17 protein-coding genes and 1 riboswitch are annotated in these 18,658 nt (G+C 56.8%); of the genes, 12 read left to right on the top strand and 5 right to left on the bottom strand.

Features of this window, described 5'->3' with window-relative positions; translation table 11 throughout:
* Positions 1 to 9 precede the first annotated feature (9 nt).
* The 4 genes from AC6I8E_RS12365 to AC6I8E_RS12380 all read left to right on the top strand — a co-directional run bounded on the left by AC6I8E_RS12365 (position 10) and on the right by AC6I8E_RS12380 (position 4,700).
* Positions 10 to 1,020, top strand: coding sequence for a Zn-dependent oxidoreductase (locus AC6I8E_RS12365; protein ID WP_013358487.1), 1,011 nt, complete (start codon positions 10 to 12; stop codon positions 1,018 to 1,020).
* 81 nt (positions 1,021 to 1,101) lie between these two features.
* The gene (locus AC6I8E_RS12370) at positions 1,102 to 2,385 is read left to right on the top strand and encodes an MFS transporter (RefSeq protein WP_033733262.1); all 1,284 of its coding nucleotides are present in this window, start codon (positions 1,102 to 1,104) and stop codon (positions 2,383 to 2,385) included.
* A gap of 67 nt (positions 2,386 to 2,452) precedes the next feature.
* Entirely contained in the window at positions 2,453 to 3,913 is a 1,461-nt protein-coding gene (locus AC6I8E_RS12375) for a mannitol dehydrogenase family protein (RefSeq protein WP_497824048.1), read from the top strand.
* Between the two features lie 100 nt (positions 3,914 to 4,013).
* Entirely contained in the window at positions 4,014 to 4,700 is a 687-nt protein-coding gene (locus AC6I8E_RS12380) for a GntR family transcriptional regulator (protein WP_013358490.1), read from the top strand.
* A gap of 46 nt (positions 4,701 to 4,746) precedes the next feature.
* Here the strand turns inward: AC6I8E_RS12380 and thiD are convergent, their stop codons facing one another.
* Together thiD and thiM are read right to left on the bottom strand one after the other, a co-directional pair.
* Positions 4,747 to 5,547, bottom strand: a complete 801-nt coding sequence (gene thiD / locus AC6I8E_RS12385) for a bifunctional hydroxymethylpyrimidine kinase/phosphomethylpyrimidine kinase (RefSeq protein WP_497824049.1) — start codon at positions 5,545 to 5,547, stop codon at positions 4,747 to 4,749.
* Entirely contained in the window at positions 5,534 to 6,331 is a 798-nt protein-coding gene (gene thiM, locus AC6I8E_RS12390) for a hydroxyethylthiazole kinase (RefSeq protein WP_497824050.1), read from the bottom strand. The genes thiD and thiM overlap by 14 nt, the downstream gene beginning before the upstream one ends.
* 34 nt (positions 6,332 to 6,365) lie before the next feature.
* Positions 6,366 to 6,462, bottom strand: a riboswitch (TPP riboswitch).
* Positions 6,463 to 6,760: 298 nt separating this feature from the next.
* On the opposite strand from thiM, the gene AC6I8E_RS12395 reads away from it, so the two are divergent.
* Together AC6I8E_RS12395 and AC6I8E_RS12400 are read left to right on the top strand one after the other, a co-directional pair.
* Complete coding sequence (locus AC6I8E_RS12395) at positions 6,761 to 6,958, top strand: hypothetical protein (protein WP_013358493.1); 198 nt, start codon at positions 6,761 to 6,763, stop codon at positions 6,956 to 6,958.
* A gap of 97 nt (positions 6,959 to 7,055) precedes the next feature.
* Positions 7,056 to 8,015 (top strand): AEC family transporter, encoded by a 960-nt coding sequence (locus AC6I8E_RS12400; RefSeq protein ID WP_201252339.1) that lies wholly within the window; start codon positions 7,056 to 7,058, stop codon positions 8,013 to 8,015.
* A 54-nt stretch (positions 8,016 to 8,069) separates the two neighbouring features.
* On the opposite strand, the gene ahpF is transcribed toward AC6I8E_RS12400, so the two are convergent.
* Positions 8,070 to 9,638, bottom strand: a complete 1,569-nt coding sequence (ahpF, locus tag AC6I8E_RS12405; protein ID WP_315310415.1) for an alkyl hydroperoxide reductase subunit F — start codon at positions 9,636 to 9,638, stop codon at positions 8,070 to 8,072.
* 71 nt (positions 9,639 to 9,709) lie between these two features.
* Positions 9,710 to 10,273 (bottom strand): alkyl hydroperoxide reductase subunit C, encoded by a 564-nt coding sequence (gene ahpC / locus AC6I8E_RS12410; protein WP_013358496.1) that lies wholly within the window; start codon positions 10,271 to 10,273, stop codon positions 9,710 to 9,712.
* 234 nt (positions 10,274 to 10,507) lie between these two features.
* On the opposite strand from ahpC, the gene AC6I8E_RS12415 reads away from it, so the two are divergent.
* A complete protein-coding gene (locus AC6I8E_RS12415; RefSeq protein ID WP_312215657.1) occupies positions 10,508 to 10,963 on the top strand; it encodes a GNAT family N-acetyltransferase in 456 nt (151 codons plus the stop codon).
* Here AC6I8E_RS12415 and apbC read toward each other — a convergent pair.
* Positions 10,960 to 12,072: an iron-sulfur cluster carrier protein ApbC gene (apbC, locus tag AC6I8E_RS12420; RefSeq protein ID WP_033733277.1), complete on the bottom strand. Its 1,113-nt coding sequence runs from the start codon at positions 12,070 to 12,072 to the stop codon at positions 10,960 to 10,962. The two genes, AC6I8E_RS12415 and apbC, sit on opposite strands and share 4 nt — an antisense overlap.
* A 177-nt stretch (positions 12,073 to 12,249) precedes the next feature.
* Here apbC and metG point away from each other — a divergent pair, with 177 nt between their 5' ends.
* The 5 genes from metG (at position 12,250) to AC6I8E_RS12445 (ending at position 18,567) form a co-directional block, all read left to right on the top strand.
* Positions 12,250 to 14,283: a methionine--tRNA ligase gene (gene metG / locus AC6I8E_RS12425; RefSeq protein WP_312215659.1), complete on the top strand. Its 2,034-nt coding sequence runs from the start codon at positions 12,250 to 12,252 to the stop codon at positions 14,281 to 14,283.
* A 228-nt stretch (positions 14,284 to 14,511) separates the two neighbouring features.
* Positions 14,512 to 14,904 carry a CidA/LrgA family protein gene (locus tag AC6I8E_RS12430; RefSeq protein WP_013358500.1) on the top strand — a complete coding sequence of 131 codons (393 nt, stop codon included), beginning with the start codon at positions 14,512 to 14,514 and terminating at the stop codon, positions 14,902 to 14,904.
* Positions 14,897 to 15,589, top strand: coding sequence for a CidB/LrgB family autolysis modulator (locus AC6I8E_RS12435; protein ID WP_278497361.1), 693 nt, complete (start codon positions 14,897 to 14,899; stop codon positions 15,587 to 15,589). Before AC6I8E_RS12430 ends, AC6I8E_RS12435 begins: the two co-directional genes overlap by 8 nt.
* A gap of 120 nt (positions 15,590 to 15,709) precedes the next feature.
* Entirely contained in the window at positions 15,710 to 16,600 is an 891-nt protein-coding gene (cdd, locus tag AC6I8E_RS12440) for a cytidine deaminase (protein ID WP_418162902.1), read from the top strand.
* 269 nt (positions 16,601 to 16,869) lie between these two features.
* Positions 16,870 to 18,567, top strand: a complete 1,698-nt coding sequence (locus tag AC6I8E_RS12445) for an NAD-dependent malic enzyme (protein ID WP_013358503.1) — start codon at positions 16,870 to 16,872, stop codon at positions 18,565 to 18,567.
* Positions 18,568 to 18,658 lie beyond the last annotated feature (91 nt).

An 18,658-nucleotide genomic window follows, 5' to 3' on the forward strand; every position in this document is an offset into this window, starting at 1 on the left:
GAGAACCCCATGAAAAGCGTAGTGATTGAACAGCCGGGTGAACTGGTGTTAGCTGAACGTCCACTGCCACAACCCGCGGCGGGCGAAGTCCGGGTTAAAGTGGCCTATGCCAGCATCTGTGGCTCTGACGTGCATATCTGGCACGGTCATAACCCGTTCGCGAAATATCCGCGAGTGATTGGTCATGAATTTTTTGGCGTGATCGATGCGGTGGGTGACGGTGTCGACGCGGCACGACTGGGCCAGCGCGTCGCGGTCGATCCGGTGGTAAGCTGCGGTCACTGCTATCCCTGCTCGGTAGGCCGTCCCAATGTCTGTACCACCCTGCAGGTGATTGGTGTGCACCGCGACGGCGGCTTCAGCGAGTATGCGCTGGCCCCGGCTAAAAATGCCTGGCACCTGCCGGACGCGATTCCCGATAAGCTCGCCAGCCTGATCGAGCCTTTCACTATCGCAGCCAACATCACGGCGTTTCTCAAGCCGCAGCCGGATGATGTGGCGCTGATTTATGGCGCCGGCCCGATGGGGCTCACCGCCATTCAGGTGCTGAAGGGCGTCTATCAGGTGAAAAAGGTGATGGTGGTAGATCGCCTGCCGGAACGTCTGGCGCTGGCTGAGCAGAGCGGTGCCGATCAGCTGTTTGATAATAGCGAAATCCCGTTAGCGGCTCAGCTTGAGGGCGTGCAGCCCACGCTGATTATCGACGCGGCCTGCCATCCCTCCATTTTGGCAGAAGCCGCCGCCCTCGCCTCACCGGCCGCGCGCATCGGTCTGCTGGGCTTCTCCGGCGAACCGTGCAGCATTACCCAGCAAAGCCTGACCAGCAAAGAGCTGTCGCTGTTTACCTCACGTCTTAACAGCAACCGCTTCCCGCAGGTAATTGAATGGATGGAAAAGGGGTTAATCCAGCCAGAGAAGCTGGTAACCCACTACTTCCCGCTGCAGGAGATTGAACGCGCGATGACCCTGTTCGAAAAAGATCCGCGCACCTGCTGCAAAGTGATCCTTCAGATGGGTTAATGCCCGCTGAACACCAGGTGTCCTCTGCCGGTGTGTACCCGCCGGCATAATTAAAAAGATAAAACAGATCACGGAGTTTGTATGTTCAAGAATCTGCGCTGGACCCTCGTTTTGCTGCTGTTCCTGGTTTACATGATCAATTACCTCGATCGTGTTGCCCTGTCTCTGACCGTGCCGCTGGTTGAAAAAGATCTGGCGATTAATGCTGAGCAGTTCGGCATGATCTTCGGCAGCTTCTTCTTCGGCTACGCCCTGTTTAACTTTGTCGGTGGCCTCGCCACTGACCGCTATGGCCCCAAAATCGTGCTGGCCGTGGCCGTGGGTGCCTGGTCCATTTTCTGCGGTATGACCGCGCTGGCTACCGGCTTCTGGTCGCTGCTGATCCTGCGAGTGCTGTTCGGCATGGCTGAAGGCCCGATCTGCTCTTCGGCTAACAAGGCGATTAATGGCTGGTTCCCGAAGAAGCAGGCCGCCACGGCGATGGGCTTACTAAGTGCCGGATCACCGCTGGGCGGCGCGGTAGCCGGTCCGATCATCGGCTATCTGGCCCTGGCCTACGGCTGGCGTCCGGCCTTTGTGATCGTCTGCTGTATCGGTCTGGTATGGATGGCGTTCTGGCTCTTCTTTGCCGCTGATAATCCGGCGAAAAGCAAACTGGTCACCGAAAAAGAGCGTCTGCTGATCGATCGCCTGAAAGCCACCAGCCCGAATGACGAGGTCGACCTGTCTGAAACGCCGCATCCGTTTGGTTACTACCTGCGCCAGCCAATTATCCTGGTCACGGCGTTTGCCTTCTTCTGCTACAACTACATCCTGTTCTTCTTCCTGAGCTGGTTCCCGGCCTATCTGGTGCAGGCGCACGGCCTGGATATCAAATCGATGAGCATCACCACCATGATCCCGTGGATCGTCGGTTTCGTTGGCCTGGCGCTGGGTGGCTGGATCTCTGACAGAATCTTTAATATCACCGGCAAACTGTTGTTGTCCCGCAAAATTGTGCTGGTGGTCTCACTGCTGGCAGCCGCAATTTGTGTGGCACTGGCGGGTACGATAAAAGAGGTGGTTCCCGCCGTGATGATGATGTCGGTGTCCATTTTCTTTCTCTACATCACCGGCGCGATCTACTGGGCGATTATTCAGGATGTGGTGCACAAGAGCCGTATTGGCAGCATCAGCGGTTTTATCCATCTGGTGGGGAGCCTCTCCGGCATCATCGGGCCGATCGTCACCGGCTTTATTGTTCAGCACACCGGTAAGTTCGATAGCGCCTTTATCCTGGCGGGTTGTGTCGCCGCGCTGGGGGCTTTCCTGGTGCTGTTTGTGATTCGCAGTCCAAAACCTGAGGATAAACCGGTTTCGGTCTGAGTGTTGTTCCGCTAACAGAATGATGATTTTGGGGCGCTTTGCGCCCCGTTTGCCATAAGGACGGACTATGTTACAGATTGATCGCCTGCCCGCTGAGGTCCGGCGCCCCGCTTACGACCGCAGCCAGTTAAAAACCCGCATGGTGCATATCGGTTTTGGTGCGTTTCATCGCGCCCATCAGGCACTCTGCAGCGATAAGCTGGCTGAACAGGGCAGCGACTGGGGATACTGCGAAGTGAACCTCAACAGCGGCGCGCTGATTCACGCCCTGCGTGAGCAGCATCTGCTCTATACCCTGACAGAGGTGGCCGATGATTCCCTGCATACCCGGGTGATTGGTGTCATCACACAGGCGCTGCACGGTAAAAGTGACGGTATTGAGGCGGTGATTAACGCCATGAGTCAGCCTGAAGTGGCGATTGTCTCCATGACAGTCACTGAAAAAGGCTATTGCCATCAGCCCGCCAGTGGCAATTTAAATCCCGATCATCCCGATATCGTCCATGATCTGCAGCATCCGGATGCGCCGCGCTCGCTACCGGGTCTGATTCTGGCCGCGATCCGCCGCCGCCGTGACCAGGGGTTACCTGCCTTCAGCGTGATGTCCTGTGACAACATGCCGGAAAATGGTCACGTCACCCGTAATGTGATTGTGCAACTGGCCCGGCAGCAGGATCCGGAACTGGCAGAGTACATTCAGCAGCACATGACCTTCCCCTCAACCATGGTGGATCGCATCGTTCCGGCGATGACCGATGCGGCGTTTGCGGCCCTGAGCGCGCGCCTGGGTTCCAGCGACCCTGTTGCGGTTGAAGCGGAACCCTTCTTCCAGTGGGTGATTGAAGATAACTTCGTCAATGGTCGTCCGGCGTGGGAAAAGGCGGGCGCAGAACTGGTCAGTGATGTCCTGCCCTATGAAGAGATGAAACTGCGCATGTTGAATGGCAGCCACTCTTTCCTGGCTTACCTCGGCTTCCTGGCAGGTTATGAGTACATCAGCGACTGCATGGCCGATCCCCATTTCCGTGCCGCCGCACGTTCCCTGATGATCGATGAGCAGGCACCCACACTGCGCACCCAGGGCGTGGATCTCAATGCCTATGCCGACTCGCTGATCGCCCGTTATGAAAACCGAGCGATTAAACATCGCACCGGACAGATTGCCACTGACGGCACACAGAAACTGCCACAGCGTATGCTCGACAGCCTGCGCTGGCACCTGCAGCGCGGCAGTGACTGCGATTTGCTGCTGCTGGGCATAGCGGGCTGGATGCGCTATGTCGGTGGCGTTGATGAACATGGCCAGCCGATTGAGATCCGTGATCCGATGAAAGCGCAGCTTGCAGAGTGCGTTGCCGCCAGCGAAGAGGGTGAGGCTCGCGTACGGGCATTACTCGCCATCCGCGAAGTCTTCGGCGAGGATCTGGCGCAGAATGGCGACGTGGTCGCCCGGCTGACGGCCTGGTATCAGCAACTCACCACCCAGGGCGCACGAGCTACAGTGCATCAGTACCTGAACCGCAGCTAATGCTGCGGTCACAAAGCACTGGCGCAGGCGCAGTACCCTGATTAGACTGACACTTTCCCATCGTGCTGGCCTGTGCCAGCCGTAATATGGATATTGCTGCATGTCGATCGCCTATACCATTACTACCAGCGAACCGGTAAATCAGCAGATTTACCGTTATCTGCGCAAAGATATTGTCACCTGCGCAATTCAGCCAGGTTCGCTGCTCTCTGAAAAAGAGGTCTCCGCACGCTTCAACGTTTCGCGCCAGCCGGTGCGTGAAGCGTTCATTAAGCTGGCTGAAGCCGGACTGGTACAGGTATTGCCGCAGCGCGGCACCTTCGTGCGCAAAATCTCCGCTAAACGTGTCGCGGATGGCCGTTTTATCCGTGAGGCGGTGGAAGTGTCGGTAGTGCGGCGGGCAGCGGTGGAGATTGACGATCCCGCCCTGATGGCGCTGGAACACAATCTGCAGTTGCAGCGCATGGCCGCCGGGCGGCATGACAGCCAGGCTTTCCTCACTCTGGATGATGAGTTTCATCGCCTGATCGCTGAAAGCATTGACTGCAAGCTCGCCTGGGAAACGGTGGAAAACATAAAAGCGGCCATGGACCGGGTGCGGTTTCTGACGCTGAGTGAAGTCTCACCACCGGAGAGGCTGATTGAGCAGCATGAAGAGATTTTTGCCGCGCTGAAGCGCCATGATGCCGATGCCGCCGAAGCGGCGATGCGCCGTCACCTGCAGGAGATGATCTTCTCAATCACCCCGATTGCCGAGCGCAACAGCGCCTGGTTTGAAGCCCCCTGAAACTGCCCGCACCGCCTGAATACCAGGTCGATGCGGGCCTTCGCCTTTACCACCATTGGTGAAAATGGTGCACCGGTCCAATCCCCTTTCCGACCTCCAGCGAATCCGCCTTTAACAGCGCCTGCTGCAACCAGTTTTTGGCTTCATCAATCGTCTCTGCCCAGTCAGCATGGCGCGGACGTAACGCAGCTAAGGCGGCCGACAGCGTGCAGCCGGTGCCATGGGTATGACGGGTATGCACGCGTGGCGTGCTGAATCGCTGTTCTGCTGAGTGAGTAATCAGCCAGTCCGGACTCTCCGCCGCCGCCAGATGACCACCCTTCATCAGCACCGCCTGACAGCCGAGTGCCAGCAAGGCCCGTCCCTGCTCGCGCATCTCCGCCTCATCGGTGGCAATAGCGCAATCCAGCAATGCCGCCGCTTCCGGCAGATTTGGCGTGATCAGCGACACCTGTGGTAATAACTGCTCGCGTACGCTGGCCACGGCGTCTGGCGAGAGCAGCGCATCGCCACTTTTCGCGACCATCACTGTATCCAGCACCACGAACGGGATCTCAGCACGCCTCAGCCGGGCCGCAACCTGCTCCACGATGGCCGTTTCAGACAGCATGCCGATTTTTGCGCTGTCGATGCGCACGTCATCCAGCACTGAATCGAGCTGAGCGGCAACAAAGCTCGGTTCAATGCGATAAACCGACTGCACGCCCTGCGTGTTCTGCGCCACCAGTGCGGTAATCACACTGGTGCCGTAGGCGCCCAGGGCAGAGAAAGTTTTCAGATCGGCCTGAATGCCTGCGCCACCGCTGGGATCGGTACCGGCAATCGTCAGAGCATTAATGCGCTTCATGCTCCACCTCCAGCGTCCAGAGTGCATCAATAAATGCTGTGGCAAAGCTGCCCGGCCCGGCTGCCTGCGCCGCCGCCTTTTCCCCCGCCAGGGCCATGACCTGACAGGCTGCCGCCACATTCATCAGCCGATCGCCCGGCAGAGCACTGAATCCCGCCACTACGGCAGAGAGCGCGCAGCCGGTTCCGACCACGCGCGTCATTAACGGACGTCCACCGCTGATGGCGAGGATTCGCTGACCGTCGGTGGCATAGTCCACTTCGCCGGTGACAATGACCAGCGAATGCCAGGTCTCAGCGAGTTGCAGTGCCGCATCGAGTGCTGCATCCGCCTGATGCAGCGTATCAACACCGCGCCCGCCACTGGCCTGCTGCGCCAGCGCCAGAATCTCTGACGCATTACCGCGGATCACCGCCGGTTGCTGGCTGAGCAGCTGCTGACAGAAGTCACTGCGCAGCGTCAGCGCGCCGACGGCGACCGGATCGAGTGTCCAGGGGGTTCCCGCCTCACTGGCGGCGGTGACGGCAGCCTGCATCGCCTGCTGACGCTCACGGGTTAAGGTGCCGACGTTAATCAGCAACGCATCGGCAAAGCGGCTGAACTGTGCCGCTTCGTCAGCATCGATCACCATTGCTGGTGAGGCATTGAGTGCCAGCAGGACGTTGGCAGTGAAATTCTGGACCACGTCATTGGTCATGCAGTGCACCAGCGGTGACTGACGGCGGAAAGTGTGCAGAACGGGCGCGAAGTGCGCGGCAGAAAGGTGTTGAGATTGATGTGTCATCGTTGCTCCCAACCGGCGAACAAGAAGGCGAATGCGGTCAGGCATCAGACTTCCCTACGCTGGCATTATCCAGATCAGGTAATACGGGTATTTCTCAGCCTTCACAAAGAAGGGCACCCCGAGTCGTGTTACGGCTTGCAGCATAGGCAAGGCGTACCGTTAAAGCAAGCCTGGAAAATAATCGGAACTGGAACAATTCACATGATCCCGATCAACTCTCAGCAGTACAGAAAAAGGCTTAATGCTGCGGGTTATCGGGATACCTCTTTCTAGGTAGCCCTGTTTATTACCCTGACGGGTAATATTTCCCGCAGGGATTCTGGTGACCCTATAATAATTAACCTGCCCGCAGCATCATCGTAAAAAACACTTTATTTCAGTGAGTTAATAAACTTCTGGAGCAGAAATTCATACTATTCAGGATGTATGATGCGATTATCAGCGCTTATTCCTCACCGCCATCGATGGCAGGATATTATTATTGAACGTCGGGGTGCTATCGCGCCAAATGGCAGATCTTATCTTTCCACCTATATTTCCGCGCACTGTGCGGGCTGCGGCGAAATCATTCATCGCGTCTATTATCGCGATATCAGTGACCAGCAGGCACGCCGCTGGTTAGGCTAGCGTCCCTGCTGCGCTCAATCCGGACACCGTTATAGTTAACAGTTAGTTAGCAATTTGTTAGTCTGGTAACTAATCATCGTCTGACCAGACTCTCCCTATGCCACTGCTGTTTGAAAGCCTTAGCCATCAAATTTATCTGTCAGCTCCGCTGTTTATCCTGATTTTGCTGGGATACTGCCTGACGCGCCTCGGAAAATGGCCCGCCAGCATCAGTGAAGGGATGAACCGTTTTGTGTTTAACGTCGCGCTGCCCTGCATGCTGTTTCGGGTGATGAGCACCTTCTCGCAAAGTCCGCCGGTGGATGCGCGCCTGCTCCTGGCCTTCTTCGGCAGTTGCCTGCTGGTATTTATCGTGGGAAGAGTGCTGGCAACAAGGCTGTTTAATCTGGATGGCGTGGCGGCTTCGGTCTTTGCCCTGGGCGGCATCTTTTCCAATAACGTGATGCTGGGGATCCCGGTAGCTACGGTGCTGCTCGGGCCAGAAGCCCTGCCCCCGGTGGCGCTGGTGCTGGTGTTTAACAGCCTGATCCTCTGGACCTTACTCACCGTTTCGGTCGAATGGGCAAAACAGGGCAGCTTCTCGCTGCAAGGCGTGTGGCACACTCTGACTGGCGTGCTGAAGAATCCGCTGATCATCGGCATTCTCAGCGGAACGGCCTGGAGTTTTCTGCAGCGTCCTTTGCCAATGCTCGCCGCGGAACCGTTAAAGATGCTGGCTTCACTGGCCGCGCCGCTGTCGCTGGTCACGCTGGGCATGAGCCTGGCGCACTATCGGGTGCGGGACGGACTTAAAGAGAGCTATACCATCTGCCTGCTGAAGCTGATACTGCAGCCGATGACGGTATGGGCGATTGCCTGGCTGACCGGCTTGCCGCCGCTAGAGAGTAAAGTGGTGGTATTGCTGGGCTCGATGGCGGTCGGAGTTAACGTCTATCTGATGTCGCAGAAGTTCAATGTCATTCCTGGCCCGGCGGCGGCGAGTATGCTCTTTTCTACGGTATTTGCGGCGGTGACGACGCCAGTATGGATGATGCTGATGACGCTGGCGGGCTATTAATAAAAAAGCCCTTCAGCATGGATGCTGAAGGGCTGTTGTCTGGCTGACGAAACGTTATTCAGCAGACTTAGTGCGGATCAGATAATCAAACGCGCTCAGTGAGGCTTTGGCACCTTCGCCGCTGGCGATGATGATCTGCTTGTACGGCACGGTGGTGCAGTCACCCGCTGCGAATACGCCTTTCAGGCTGGTTTCGCATTTACCGTCGATGATGATCTCACCCATTTTGTTGCGCTCAACCGCGCCTTCCAGCCATGGGGTGTTCGGCAGCAGACCAATCTGAACGAAGATACCGGAGAGCGGCAGCTCGTGGGTGGTCTGCGTCGTACGGTCAATATAGTGCAGGCCGGTCACTTTGGTGCCGTCGCCTTTCACTTCAGTGGTCTGCGCGTTCAGGATCACATCAACGTTCTTCAGACTGCGCAGTTTATCCTGCAGCACCTGGTCGGCACGCATCTCACCGGCAAACTCCAGCAGCGTAACGTGTTCAACGATACCCGCCAGGTCAATGGCCGCTTCAACACCGGAGTTACCGCCGCCGATTACCGCCGTGCGCTTGCCTTTGAACAGTGGGCCATCGCAGTGCGGGCAGTAGGTGACGCCTTTGGTGCGGTACTCTTCTTCACCCGGCACACCCATGTTGCGCCAGCGTGCGCCGGTCGCCAGGATGATGCTGCGTGATTTCAGTACTGCGCCGGAGGCGGTTTCGATGGCGTGCAGTCCGCCCTCTTTCGCCGCCGGAATCAGTCTGATGGCGCTCTGGCTTTCGATGACGTCCACGTTGTAATCATCAACGTGTGCGCGCAGTGCACCTGCCAGCTTTGCCCCTTCGGTTTTCGGCACGGAGATGTAGTTTTCGATATCCACCGTGTCCAGCACCTGGCCGCCAAAACGCTCACCCAGCAGACCAGTACGGATACCTTTACGTGCTGAATAGACCGCTGCCGCTGCGCCCGCCGGGCCGCTGCCGATAATCAGGACTTCGTAGGCGTCACGCTTGTTCAGCTCTTCCGCTGCGCGTTTATCGGCGTTGGTGTCTACTTTGCTGACGATTTCGGCCAGGCTCATGCGGCCCTGACCAAACTCTTTACCGTTGAGGTAAACCGCTGGCACGCCCATCACGTTGCGTTCCTGAATCTCATTCTGGAACAGGCCACCGTCGATAGCGGTGTGGCTGATGCGCGGGTTAATCACCGCCATCAGGTTCAGCGCCTGAACCACGTCAGGGCAGTTATGGCATGAGAGTGAATAATAAGTTTCGAAATGGAAGTCACTGTCCAGCGCCGCGATCTGATCCAGCAGGCTCTGTGCTTCTTTCGACGGATGCCCACCGGTCTGTAACAGTGCCAGCACCAGTGAGGTAAATTCGTGACCCAGTGGAGAACCGGCAAAACGCGGGCCGCTGTTCGAACCTGGGTTAGTAATCAGAAATGAGGGCTTACGCACCTGACGATCGTTCTCTTCGCGGAAGCTGACTTTGTCAGACAGGCCGGCGATATCAACCAACAGTTCACGGATCTCGGTTGATTTTGCACCCTCATCCAGGGTGGCGATCAACTCAACAGGTTTGGTTAATTTCTCAAGGTAAGCCTTGAGCTGCGTCTTCAAATTTGTGTCGAGCATAGTGATATCCTGGTCAAAAAATCGGGTGCCGCAGCACCCGATTGGAGAATGATCGAAAGGGCGAAGCGGAATTAGATTTTGCCAACCAGGTCCAGGGACGGAGCCAGAGTTGCATCACCTTCTTTCCATTTAGCCGGGCACACTTCACCTGGGTGAGAAGCCACGTACTGAGCCGCTTTTACTTTGCGCAGCAGGTCAGAGGCGTCACGGCCAATGCCTTCAGCAGTGATTTCGATAGCCTGGATAACGCCTTCCGGGTCAACGATGAACGTACCACGGTCAGCCAGACCTTCGTCTTCACGCATGATTTCGAAGTTACGGGTCAGCGCGCCAGTCGGGTCACCGATCATCGCGTACTGAATTTTCGCGATGGTGTCTGAAGAACCGTGCCAGGCTTTGTGGGTAAAGTGGGTGTCGGTAGAAACAGAGTAGATATCTACGCCCAGTTTCTGGAATTCTTCGTAGTGGTCAGCCACGTCGCCCAGTTCGGTCGGGCAGACGAAGGTGAAGTCAGCTGGATAGAAGAAGAACACACTCCATTTACCTTCAACGTCTTTCTCGGTTACGTCGATGAATTCGCCGTTTTTGAATGCTGCGTTTTTGAACGGCTTGATTTTGGTATTGATAATAGACATCTGTGGCCTCCGTTAAAATATGTGATGCAGGTTACATAATTTTCGGGCCAACATCTAATACGCGGTCGTTATCAATCTGATAAACGAAAGCTATCAAACGCTGAGAGCCTGATGCTCTCTGGCCCGGCAGGCAGTGTACAGCGATTTTCGTGACATTTAACCCGCTTTATCTTTTCGCCCGTCTTCGCGAATCACTGCTAGTTTTGTAAGACAAGATGATAAGGGAGCTGACCTGTGGAGATTCGTCCGTTTACGGAAGCCGATCGTCCTTTCCTGCGTACGCTGTTTCTGGCGGCGCGGCGACACAACTGGCGCTGGCTCGACGGCAGTGAGTGGCAGCTGGAAGATTTTGATGGAGTGATTCTGGGGGAAACCGTGCTGGTCGCGGAAGCTGAGGGACTGCGCGTCGGATTTGCGGGGCTGCTGGAGAACGACAACTTCCTGCACAGTCTTTATGTCGATCCTGACTGGCAGGGACGGGGCGTGGGCAGCGCCTTACTTGAAGCCGTTGAAGCTCGCTTTACCTCAACCGGCGCGCTGAAGTGCCTGCAGAAGAACAAAGCGGCGCAGGCCTTTTATCTGCAACATGGCTGGAAGATGATTTCACAGGGCGAAGGCGAGCACGGCGGCTACGTGTTGATGCACTACCCGCTGGCCTCACACTATGCCAGCGGGTCGGGTCGGGCTTAAAGCGCGCGGAAGGCGATGTCGCCGGGGATCACGTCGCCCTGCCAGTAAAGCTGAGCCGCAACGCGTCCGGCCAGCTGGCGATAGAGCGCGGTAAATTCGCTGTCGGGACGGCGAATTACCGTCGGTTCACCTTCATCAAGATCTTCACGCAAATCGATGTGCAGCGGCAGCTGGGCCAGCAGTTGCGTCTGGTAATCCTCCACCAGTTTCTGCGCGCCACCGGTGCCAAAGATGGGCTCGTGGAAGCCACACTGACTGCAGATATGCAGGCTCATGTTTTCCACCACGCCGAGCACCGGCACATTGACCTTTTCAAACATCACCAGCCCTTTGCGGGCATCAATCAGGGCGATGTCCTGCGGCGTGGTCACTACCAGCGCGCCGGTGACCGGCACGTTCTGCGCCAGCGTCAGCTGAATGTCGCCAGTGCCGGGCGGCATATCCAGCACCAGATAATCCAGCTCCGGCCACATCGTCTCATTCAGCAGCTGCATCAGTGCTTTGCTGGCCATCGGCCCGCGCCACACCATCGCATTGTCGTCTGTCACCAGATAGCCGATGGAGTTTGTGGCTAGCCCGTGTGCCATGATCGGTGCCATATGAGTGCCATCCGGCGAGGTCGGGCGTTGATCCTGGGTGCCGAGCATGTTCGGCACTGACGGGCCATAGATATCGGCGTCCAGAATCCCGACCCGTGCGCCTTCGGCTGCCAGCGCCAGCGCCATGTTCACGGCGGTGCTGGATTTACCGACGCCGCCTTTGCCGGAGCTGACTGCAATAATGTTTTTAACCCCGTTCACACCCGGCTGGTTTTTCACCCGCTTCAGGGTGGCAATATCGTGGCTGAGCCGCCAGTCGATGGCACTGGCGCCGGTCTGACGCAGCAGGTCGGCGCTGACCTGCTCTTTAAGGTCGTCGAACCCGCTGGCCCAGGCAAACGGCATCAGCAGTTCCACATGCAGCGTTCCATCCAGCTGCGCCACATGATGCAACGCCTTCAGGGCGGTGAGATTCTGCTTAAGGGTCGGATGCTCAAAGCTTCTCAATACGCCGGCCACGATGGCGCGCAGGCCCTCTGGCGTATGCGGTTCCCGGGATTGTACTGTCATCCCCTGCTCCTTATTTCTGCTGTGCTTACGCTGTGTTTCAGCGATGTATTGTCAATGATATCAGATGCTCGTGGATCTGCGGGGACTGGCAGGGGTGAATCCCTTGTGTTTACGCAGGAGAAGCCTTCAGTTACCATCTAAGCCCGTTTTTTCAATCAACAGAAAGCTACGCAAACTATGACTCAAGTCGCTAAAAAAATTCTGGTAACGTGCGCACTGCCTTACGCGAACGGATCAATTCATCTCGGCCACATGCTCGAGCATATCCAGGCAGACATTTGGGTGCGTTATCAGCGAATGCGTGGCAATCAGGTTTACTTCATCTGCGCCGATGATGCGCATGGCACGCCGATCATGCTGAAAGCTCAGCAGCTAGGCATTGCACCGGAGCAGATGATTGCAGAGATGAAAAGCGAGCATGAAGCCGACTTTGCCGGTTTCAACGTCAGCTATGACAACTATCATTCGACTCACGGCGACGAAAACCGTGAGCTGTCTGCACTGATTTACGGCCGTCTGAAAGAGAACGGTTTTATTAAGAACCGCACCATCTCGCAGCTTTACGATCCGGAAAAAGGGATGTTCCTGCCGGACCGTTTTGTGAAAGGCACCTGCCCGAAATGTAAATCCCCTGACCAATATGGCGACAACTGTGAAGTCTGCAGCGCGACCTACAGCCCGACCGAGCTGATCGACCCGAAATCCGTGGTATCCGGTGCGACGCCAGTCCTGCGCGACTCCGAGCACTTCTTCTTTGATCTGCCGTCTTTCAGCGCCATGCTGCAGGCCTGGACCCGCTCCGGTGCGCTGCAGGATCAGGTGGCGAACAAGATGCAGGAGTGGTTTGAATCGGGCCTGCAGCAGTGGGATATCTCCCGCGATGCGCCCTATTTCGGCTTTGAAATTCCGGACGCGCCAGGCAAATATTTCTACGTCTGGCTGGATGCGCCTATCGGTTACATGGGCTCGTTCAAAAACCTGTGCGACAAGCGTGGCGACATCGACTTTGACGAATTCTGGCGTAAAGACTCGACGACCGAGCTGTATCACTTCATCGGTAAAGATATCGTCTACTTCCACAGCCTGTTCTGGCCAGCGATGCTGGAAGGCAGCAACTTCCGCAAGCCAAACAACCTGTTTGTACACGGCTATGTCACCGTCAACGGTGCCAAGATGTCGAAGTCGCGCGGCACCTTTATTAAGGCCAGCACCTGGCTGCAGCATCTGGATGCCGACAGCCTGCGTTACTACTACGCGGCAAAACTCTCTTCACGTATCGACGATATCGACCTGAATCTGGAAGATTTCGTCCAGCGCGTGAATGCTGACATCGTTAACAAAGTGGTTAACCTGGCGTCACGTAACGCGGGCTTTATCACCAAACGCTTTGACGGCAAACTGGCAGCAGAGCTGGCCGATCCGGCGCTCTACCAGACCTTCGTTGATGCGTCAGAAAAGATTGGTGACGCGTGGGCAGCACGCGAATACAGCCGTGCTATCCGTGAAATCATGGCGCTGGCTGACCTGGCGAACCGTTATGTCGATGAACAGGCTCCGTGGGTGGTGGCGAAGCAGGAAGGCCGCGATGCCGATCTGCAGGCTATCTGCTCAATGGGTATTAACCTGTTCCGCATTCTGATGACCTGGCTGAAGCCGGTACTGCCATCACTGAGCGCCCGTGCAGAAGGCTTCCTCAACTGTGAACTGAGCTGGGATGCGATTGCGCAGCCGCTGCTGGATCATCAGGTTGCGCCGTTCAAAGCGCTCTACAGCCGCATTGAAATGGCGAAAGTCGAAGGACTGATTGAGGCTTCGAAAGAGGATGCCGCTGCCGCCAGTGCACCGGCCGCCACGGGCCCGCTAGCCGATGCGCCGATCGGTGAAACCATCACCATTGATGATTTCGCCAAAGTCGATATGCGCGTCGCGCTAATTGAGCAGGCGGAACTGGTGGAAGGTTCGGACAAGCTGCTGCGTCTGCAACTTGACCTGGGCGGCGAGAAGCGTCAGATCTTCTCAGGTATTCTTGCCGCCTATCCTGATCCCGCCGTGCTGGTCGGTAAAATGACCATTATCGTGGCTAACCTGGCGCCGCGTAAAATGCGCTTTGGTATCTCTGAAGGCATGGTGCTGTCAGCGGGTCCGGGCGGCAAAGATCTGTTCGTACTCTCCGTCGACAGCGGTGCTGTACCGGGTATGCCGGTTAAGTAATCGCCTGCCGACGCTCAAAAGGTTAAGCGCAGTGCCGTTCTGAACCCTTCGCGCCGTATCACTGGCGCGAAGGGTTATTTTCCCCGCTTCGCATTCTCACCGCTACTGCCCCGCTTCCTTGTGCTGAAACGCTTTGCCCGTTGCTGCTACTCCGCGGCATAAATGTGATCGCTAGCACGCTAAGCGGTTAATGCGTATGATGAAGCTCAGTGAAAACAGGAGCCTGCCATGCTCACCGTGCTGTCTGTCTGCGGACAATATCTTCGCGCCTTTATCATCATTTATCTCTGCTTATACGCTGGTATCGGCATCGCTTCGCTGCTGCCCATTAAGCTGCCTGGCAGCATCCTGGGAATGCTCATTCTGTTCGCCCTGCTGGCGTCGCAAATCCTGCCGGTCAGTTGGGTAAAACCGGGCTGTCATCTGCTGATTCGCTATATGGCGCTGCTGTTTGTGCCAATCAGCGTCGGGGTGATGAGCTACACCGATATCCTCTCCGCACAGTTTGGCCCGATTGTTGTCTCCTGTGTGGTCAGTACTTTCCTGGTGCTTTCTATTGTCGGCGTCAGCGCCCACCAGCTTCACAGCCGCCGTCCGGCCGGAGAGTCAGCCGATGAGTGACATGTGGTGGTCACTGCCACTGACGCTGGCGGCCTTTTTTCTGGCGCGCAAGCTGGCGATACGGCTGAAAATCTCGCTACTTAATCCGCTGCTGGTCGCGATGGCGATCATTATCCCGATACTGCTGCTGTTGCAGCTTCCTTACTCGCGCTATTTCGCCGGTAGCCAGATTCTTAATCAGCTGCTGCAACCGGCGGTGGTGGCGCTGGCACTGCCGCTGTATGAGCAGATGCATCAGATCCGCGCCCGCTGGAAATCGATTATTGGCGTCTGCTTTATCGGCAGCCTGACCGCCATGATCTCAGGCACCGCCATTGCCCTGTGGATGGGTGCCACACCCGAAATTGCCGCCACCATCGTGCCTAAATCCGTGACCACGCCCATCGCGATGGCCGTCTCCGGCTCGCTGCACGGCATCCCCGCCATCAGCGCTATCTGCGTGCTGATTGCGGGTGTACTGGGGGCGGTATTCGGACACACGGTGCTGAATCTGCTGGGCGTGAAATCGAAAGCAGCGCGCGGACTGGCAATTGGCAATGCGTCGCATGCGCTGGGCACCGCGCGCGCCGCGGAACTTGACTATCAGGAAGGGGCATTCAGCTCTCTGGCGCTGGTGATCTGCGGCATCATCACCTCCCTGCTGGCACCCTTTATTTTTCCGCTGCTGATGCACTGGTTTGGCTGAAAGTTTGCGAGAGATCTCGCAAAGTTGAAACATGCAACACAGGTTACATTGTCAGAGCGATTTGGATCACATATAAACCGGTGACTGGCACATCGCCCTGCTGAATTTAATGAGGCTCACATGCACTCCCGTTTCCTCTCTGCTTTTGAGGCACTGCCGTCAACGCTGCAAACTGCACTCGCTCCCCTGCTGGACGATCCTGACTTCCACGCGGTACTCAGCGCCGACCAGGTCGCCGCACTGCAGCAACAGACGCAGATGGATGCCGATACGCTGGCGCTGACGCTGCTGCCGCTGGCGGCGTCCTGCGCCGTTGCCACCGTCTCCCATTTCAACGTCGGGGCGATTGCCCGTGGCGTCAGCGGCAACTGGTACTTCGGCGCTAATATGGAATTTGTCGGCACGCCGATGCAGCAGACGGTTCACGCTGAGCAGAGCGCCATTACCCATGCATGGCTGCGCGGCGAGCGCCAGCTTGAGACCATCACCGTTAACTACACGCCGTGCGGTCACTGCCGTCAGTTTATGAATGAACTGAACAGCGGCACCAGCATTCGCATCAGCCTGCCGCAGCGTGCAATCAGCACCCTGGCCGATTATCTGCCGGATGCCTTTGGCCCGCGCGATCTCGACATCACGACCTTCCTGATGGACGAGGTGGATCACGGCTATGTGGCCGAAGGTGATGAGCTGGTGCAGGCGGCGGTTGCCGCCGCCAATGCCAGCCACGCGCCCTACAGCCAGTCCCATGCGGGTGTTGCGCTGCTCACCACGGATGACAAGATTGTGGCTGGTCGTTATGCGGAAAATGCCGCGTTTAACCCGAGCTTCCCACCGCTTCAGGCAGCACTGGTCCTGCTGAACATGCAGGGCGGCGATGTTCGTCAGATAAAAAAAGCGGTTTTAGCCGAAGTAGAAAATGCCACGTTAAGCCAGTTCGCCGCCACGCAGGCGACGCTTGAGACATTTGGTTGCGGTGAGCTGCTGCAGGTGACGCTGAACAAAGCATAACCCGCTGTCAGAGATGCCACAGTTTTGTGAGCTTTTATTAACAAACGCTGTACTTCTGTGGGAAATTTCATAGGATCTGGCGCCAGAATTCACGTCATTACAAATTACTCTGAATAATTCAGGTTGCAGGATAGCAGCACGGTCGTGACTGTTTCTGCAGCGGTTACTCTGCCGCTGCCGGACCTGCAGTCTGAGCTATAACGGGTGAGAAAACTGGCGCTACCTTTCCGGCGTGACGCCAGACAACACTGCAACCGGAGCATTACCGCATGGAACTCGACTACGAAAGTAAACGCCCGCTGTACATTCCTTATGCTGGACCGATTTTGCTGGAATTTCCCCTGCTGAACAAAGGCAGCGCCTTTAGCATCGAAGAACGTAACGAATTCAACCTTAACGGTCTGCTGCCAGAAGCGGTGGAATCGATTGAAGAGCAGGCGCAGCGTGCCTGGCGTCAGTTCCAGGACTTCAAAAACAATAACGATAAGCATGTCTACCTGCGTAACATCCAGGACACCAACGAAACGCTGTTTTACCGCCTGCTGGATAACCATCTCGAAGAGATGATGCCCATCATCTATACCCCCACCGTCGGCGCAGCCTGCGAACACTTCTCTGAAATCTACCGTCGTGCGCGTGGCGTATTCATCTCCTACCCAAACCGCGACCGCATCGAAGATATGCTGCAAAACGCCACCAAGCAGAATGTGAAGGTGATTGTGGTGACCGATGGCGAGCGCATCCTGGGCCTGGGCGATCAGGGCATCGGTGGGATGGGTATTCCGATTGGTAAGCTGTCACTCTATACCGCCTGTGGCGGCATCAGCCCGGCTTACACCCTGCCGGTGGTGCTGGATGTCGGCACCAATAACCAGCAGTTGCTGAACGATCCGCTCTATATGGGCTGGCGTCATCCGCGCATTACCGGCGAAGAGTACGACGAGTTCGTGAACGAATTTATTCAGGCCGTTAAGCGCCGCTGGCCGAAAGTGCTGTTGCAGTTTGAAGATTTCGCCCAGAAGAACGCCATGCCGCTGCTGAACCGCTATCGCGATGAAGTCTGCTGCTTTAACGATGATATTCAGGGCACCGCCGCCGTTACTGTCGGCACGCTGATTGCCGCCAGCCGCGCAGCCGGTAGCCGCCTGTGCGAACAGAAAGTGGTGTTCCTGGGTGCCGGTTCTGCGGGTTGTGGTATCGCTGAACAGATCATCGCGCAGATGAAATCAGAAGGCCTGAGCGACGCGGAAGCCCGTGGCCGGGTGATGATGGTGGATCGCTTTGGTCTGCTGACGGACAAGCTGCCTAACCTGCTCGATTTCCAGAGCAAGCTGGTGCAGAAGAGCGAAAGCCTGCAGCACTGGGATGTGACCAATGATGCAATCTCGCTGCTGGATGTGGTGCGTAATGCGCAGCCCGATATTCTGATTGGTGTTTCCGGCCAGCCGGGCCTGTTCACCGAAGAGATCATCCGTGAGATGCACAAGCACTGTAAGCGCCCTATCGTGATGCCACTGTCGAACCCGACATCACGCGTGGAAGCGACGCCAGCCGATATTATCGCCTGGACTGACGGTGCTGCGCTGGTCGCAACCGGCAGCCCGTTCTCGCCAGTGAGCTGGAACGGCAAAACTTACCCGATTGCGCAGTGCAATAACTCCTACATCTTCCCGGGCATTGGTCTGGGTGTGATTGCCGCAGGTGCCAGCCGTGTTACCGATACGATGCTGATGACCGCCAGCCGCGCGCTCGCCGACTGCTCTCCGCTGGTGAACGAAGGCGAAGGCCCGGTGCTGCCTGAGATTAAAGATATTCAGGGCGTGTCGAAAATCATTGCGATGGAAGTGGGTAAAGCCGCTCAGCTGGCCGGTGTCGCCGTGGTGACCTCAGAAGATGTGTTGTCACAGGCTATCGCCAACAACTTCTGGCTGCCGCAGTATCGTCACTATCGTCGTACCTCGATTTAATCTTCCCGCTGCCGGATCGCCCTTGATCCGGCAGTGTTCAAAAAGAGTACAGCCAGCCGGCAGTAACTTGCTTCGCTGCGGCTGCTCAAGT

It is taken from the genome of Pantoea sp. X-Soil-YNGN-785 (assembly GCF_059730585.1).